The sequence below is a fragment of the Mycobacterium sp. E1386 genome, assembly GCF_001672745.1.
Lineage (GTDB): Bacteria > Actinomycetota > Actinomycetes > Mycobacteriales > Mycobacteriaceae > Mycobacterium.
This window is the reverse complement of the sequence record NZ_LZKH01000034.1, coordinates 1-3,580: the sequence shown is the minus strand read 5'-3', so window position 1 is coordinate 3,580 and position 3,580 is coordinate 1. Positions and strand designations below refer to the sequence as shown.

General features: G+C 70.1%; 3 protein-coding genes. 2 read left to right on the top strand and 1 reads right to left on the bottom strand.

Going from position 1 to position 3,580, the window contains the following annotated elements:
• Both A5709_RS04100 and A5709_RS04095 read left to right on the top strand, forming a co-directional pair.
• Window positions 1-2,023: LuxR family transcriptional regulator (locus tag A5709_RS04100; protein ID WP_156767959.1), on the top strand; the 2,023-nt coding region annotated here is incomplete at its 5' end.
• Window positions 2,024-2,251: 228 nt separating this feature from the next.
• Window positions 2,252-2,518 carry a hypothetical protein gene (locus A5709_RS04095; RefSeq protein WP_067951411.1) on the top strand — a complete coding sequence of 89 codons (267 nt, stop codon included), beginning with the start codon at window positions 2,252-2,254 and terminating at the stop codon, window positions 2,516-2,518.
• A gap of 6 nt (window positions 2,519-2,524) precedes the next feature.
• Here A5709_RS04095 and A5709_RS04090 read toward each other — a convergent pair.
• The coding region (locus tag A5709_RS04090) for a class I tRNA ligase family protein (RefSeq protein ID WP_156767958.1) at window positions 2,525-3,580 on the bottom strand (1,056 nt) is incomplete at its 5' end.

Sequence of the window (3,580 nt, the reverse complement as noted above, 5' to 3'; positions counted from 1 at the left end):
CCGGCTCACCGGTGGAAACCCGTTCTACGTGACCGAGGTGCTGGCCGCCGGCTCGGACGTCTTCGCCGTCGATGCGTTGCCGCGCACCGTGTTCGAAGCGGTGTGGGGCAGGCTTGCGCGAATCTCCGACGCCGGGCGCGAAACGGCCCACGCCGCCGCGGTGTGCGGCGCCCGTCCCCGGATTGCGCTCGTGCAGAAGGTGTGCCCCGCCGCGGCCGACGGGCTTGCCGAGTGCGTCAGCGCCGGCATTCTCGTCGCCGACAGCGACACCGTGGGCTTTCGTCACGAGCTGGCGCGCCGCGCCGTGCTCGACATCATTCCCGACTATCAGCGCCGCGAGTTGCACGAGCGCGTGCTCACCTCGTTGTCCGATCACCCCCCGGCCCCGGAGATGCTGGGAGCGTTGGCGTTTCACGCGGACCAGGCGGGGGTGGCGCGCGCGGTCATCACCTATGGTCCAGCCGCCGCCCGTCGAGCGTTGGCTTTGGGAGCTCACCGTGAAGCGGCCGACCTGTATGCGATGGCATTGCGTTACGCCGAAACCGTCGCCGACGCGGAGAAAGTCGTATGGCTCGAGCAACACGCCATCGCCAGCTACTACACAGGCGTCACCGACGCTGCCGCGCAATCGTTTCGCGAGGCGATCGCGCTGCGGCGCGCCATGGGCGACGCCCTGGCAGAAGGGGACGACCTGCAGTGGCTGTCCTTCATGCTGTGGCCGCTGGGACGCCGGACGGAAGCGATCGAGGCCGGGCGCGATTCGCTGCGGCTGCTCGAAACCGTAGGTCCCTGTTCACAACTGGCGTGGTCGCTGGTGAACATGGCTCAGCTTGCCGCCGTCTGCTACGAGGCGGGAGGTGAAGACTATGCGTCCCGGGCCATCGCGTTGGGCACCCAGCTGTCAGATCCCGCGGCGGTGGTCAGGGCCCGGATATTCCAGGCGCTGGCCGGCGTGGTGCGCGCCGAGGGGGGATGGGAGGAGCTCGAGGCGGTATGGCGGGAGAGCATGGCGACCGACGGGATGGCCGAAAACGCCGGCCTCGCCGGGGCGCTGCTGTCCTGGACCGCCGCGCTGCACCACGACCTCGAGCGCGCCGACGCCTACACCCCGGAATCCGCGGAGTTCTGCGCGGACCACGATATCCACGTCTATCACCCGTTTCCGGTCGGAGCGGCCGCGCTTGTCCGGATGCACCGCGGCGACTGGGACGACGCCCTGGCCTGCGCCGAGGACCTGTTAAGCTGGCCGGCGCTGAACTCCACCGCGCGAATCCTCCCGCTGATCACCGTCGCGTTGATCCACGCGCGACGGGGCGAGCAATCGGTTGCGGACCTGCTCGACGACGCGCTGGGCGACCCCGACCCGCGGGACCTCTTCCGTCTTGGTGCCGTGTGGGCGGCCCACGCCGAAGCGGCGTGGCTGTCCGGTGACGACGATGCGGCGCGCGTGCACGCCGAGACCGGTCTCGCCGCGGCCGCGGCCGGCCGGCCGGATCCTTGGCTGGTGGGTCGCCTGCGCCGGTGGGCCCTGTTGTCCGGTGGCCGGGTCGACGGCGCCCCGGGAGGCGACGGCCATACGCCCTACGACCTTGAAACCAGCGGGGATTGGCGGGTCGCCGCTGCCGAATGGGCCCGGCGCGGCTGCCCGTACGACGCGGCCGTCGCGCAATTGGGCGGAGACATCGCCGCCGTGGAGGACGCGCGCGATGCGTTTCGCCGGTTGGGGGCGCGCGCCGCGGCGCGCCGCGCCGCGCAGCGACTTGCGGCGCTGACCGGGCGTGTCCCTGACAGCCGCCGGAAGAAGACGATCGCCGACCCGGACGGCCTCACCGAGCGCGAGCGGGAGGTGCTCGAATTGCTCGCCGACGGCCACAGCGACGCCGACATCGCCGCCGTCCTCTTCATAAGTCCGAAGACCGCCAACCGCCACGTCGGTTCGATCCTCGCCAAGCTCGGCGTCCGCAACCGCACCCAAGCCGCCGCGGCTTACGCCAAGTCACGGGCCTCGATCACGACGCCCTGAACCGGCACCGGTGCGGGCCCAAAAATGGGGTGAACACCTCATGCGCCGCGACCGTCCGGTTGAGCACACTGGGCAGATGACCGATCGAAGGCCCCGGCTCTCCCCGTTTCACCTGCCGGGAATCACTCTCCCGGCTCGGATTTGGGTTGGGATCGGTAGCCGATCCTACGGTTAACCGTCTGAGTCGCCCGGAAATCGGGCCCCGCGAACGAACGAAAGGAAGAGTCCATGACCAGCACCCTCAAGCGCGCCATCGTGATAGCACTGTTGTCGAGCAGCGCCGCGGCGTCAGGCCTTGGCCTGGCCACGGGCACTGCCGCGGCCGATGCGTTCGGCAATCACCAATGGTGCCCCGGCCAGAGCCTGCCGCGCTCCGATGTGCCGATCAATTGGGACATGGGCGTCTGCCATGACTACCACTACGTGGGAGCCTGGACGGTCGTCGAGGGCATCCGGCCCAACCCGTGCCCCCCGATCGCCTTCATGTGCCCCTGACGGCCGCTAGACCTTGGCGATGCTCACCCGGACGCCGTCGCCGATGTCCGCGCCGTCGGCCGGGTCGCCGAATTCGAAGCTGGTGGCGAGGATCTCACCGGCGATCAGGTCGCGGTGCGTGCGCGCCCAGTCCGCCCGCTCGCCCGGCACCGACATCACCACGGAAATCCGGTCGGACACGTCCAGGCCCGTCGACTTGCGCAGCTCCTGCAGCTCGCGGATGCGGTCCTTGGCCCAACCCTCGGCCTCCAGCTCCGGGGTGACGGTGCCGTCCAGCACCACCAACCCCGCCCCGTCGGGCAGCGCCGCGGTGAACTCGGGGTCGGCGGCGACCAGCCGCGAGCTGTACTCCTCGGGTTGCAGCACCGCGGGCCCCGCGCTCAGCGTGCCGTCGGGGTTGACGACGCCCTCCCCCGCCTTCACCGCCTTGATGGCGGCCTGCACGTCCTTGCCCAGCCGCGGACCGGCCACCCGGGCATTGACGGTGAGCTCGAACCGCCCGTAGGTGTCGATGGCGTCGGTCAGCTCGACGCTCTTGACGTTGAGCTCGTCGGCGATCAGGTCGGTGAACGGCGCCAGCCGCTGCGGATCATTCACCGCCACAATCAATTTCGGCAGCGGCAGGCGCACTCGCAGCTTCTTGGCCTTGCGCAGGGACGACGCGGCCGAGCACACTTCGCGGACCTGGTCCATCGCGGCGACCAGGTCGGGGTTTGCGGGCACCACCCCTTCTTCCGGCCAGTCGGTCAGGTGCACCGAGCGCCCGCCGCTGAGGCCACGCCAGATGATCTCGGTGACCGACGGAAGCAGCGGCGCGGCCAGCCTGGCCGTCACCTCGAGCACGGTGTGCAGGGTGTCGATGGCGTCGGCGTCTTCCTCCCAGAACCGCGAACGCGACCGGCGCACATACCAATTCGTCAACGCTTCGGTGAACTGGCGCAGCTGCTCGCAGGCCCGGGAGATGTCGCAGGTGTCCATTTCCCGGGTGAGGTTGTCGCGCAGTTCGGCGAGCTTGGCCAGGATGTAGCGGTCCAGCACCTGCCGCGAGTCGGTGCGCCAGGT

Coding starts and splice junctions, on each gene's coding strand:
- A5709_RS04095 (WP_067951411.1), top strand. CDS start 2,252: ATGACCAGCACCCTCAAGCGCGCCATCGTGATAGCACTGTTGTCGAGC.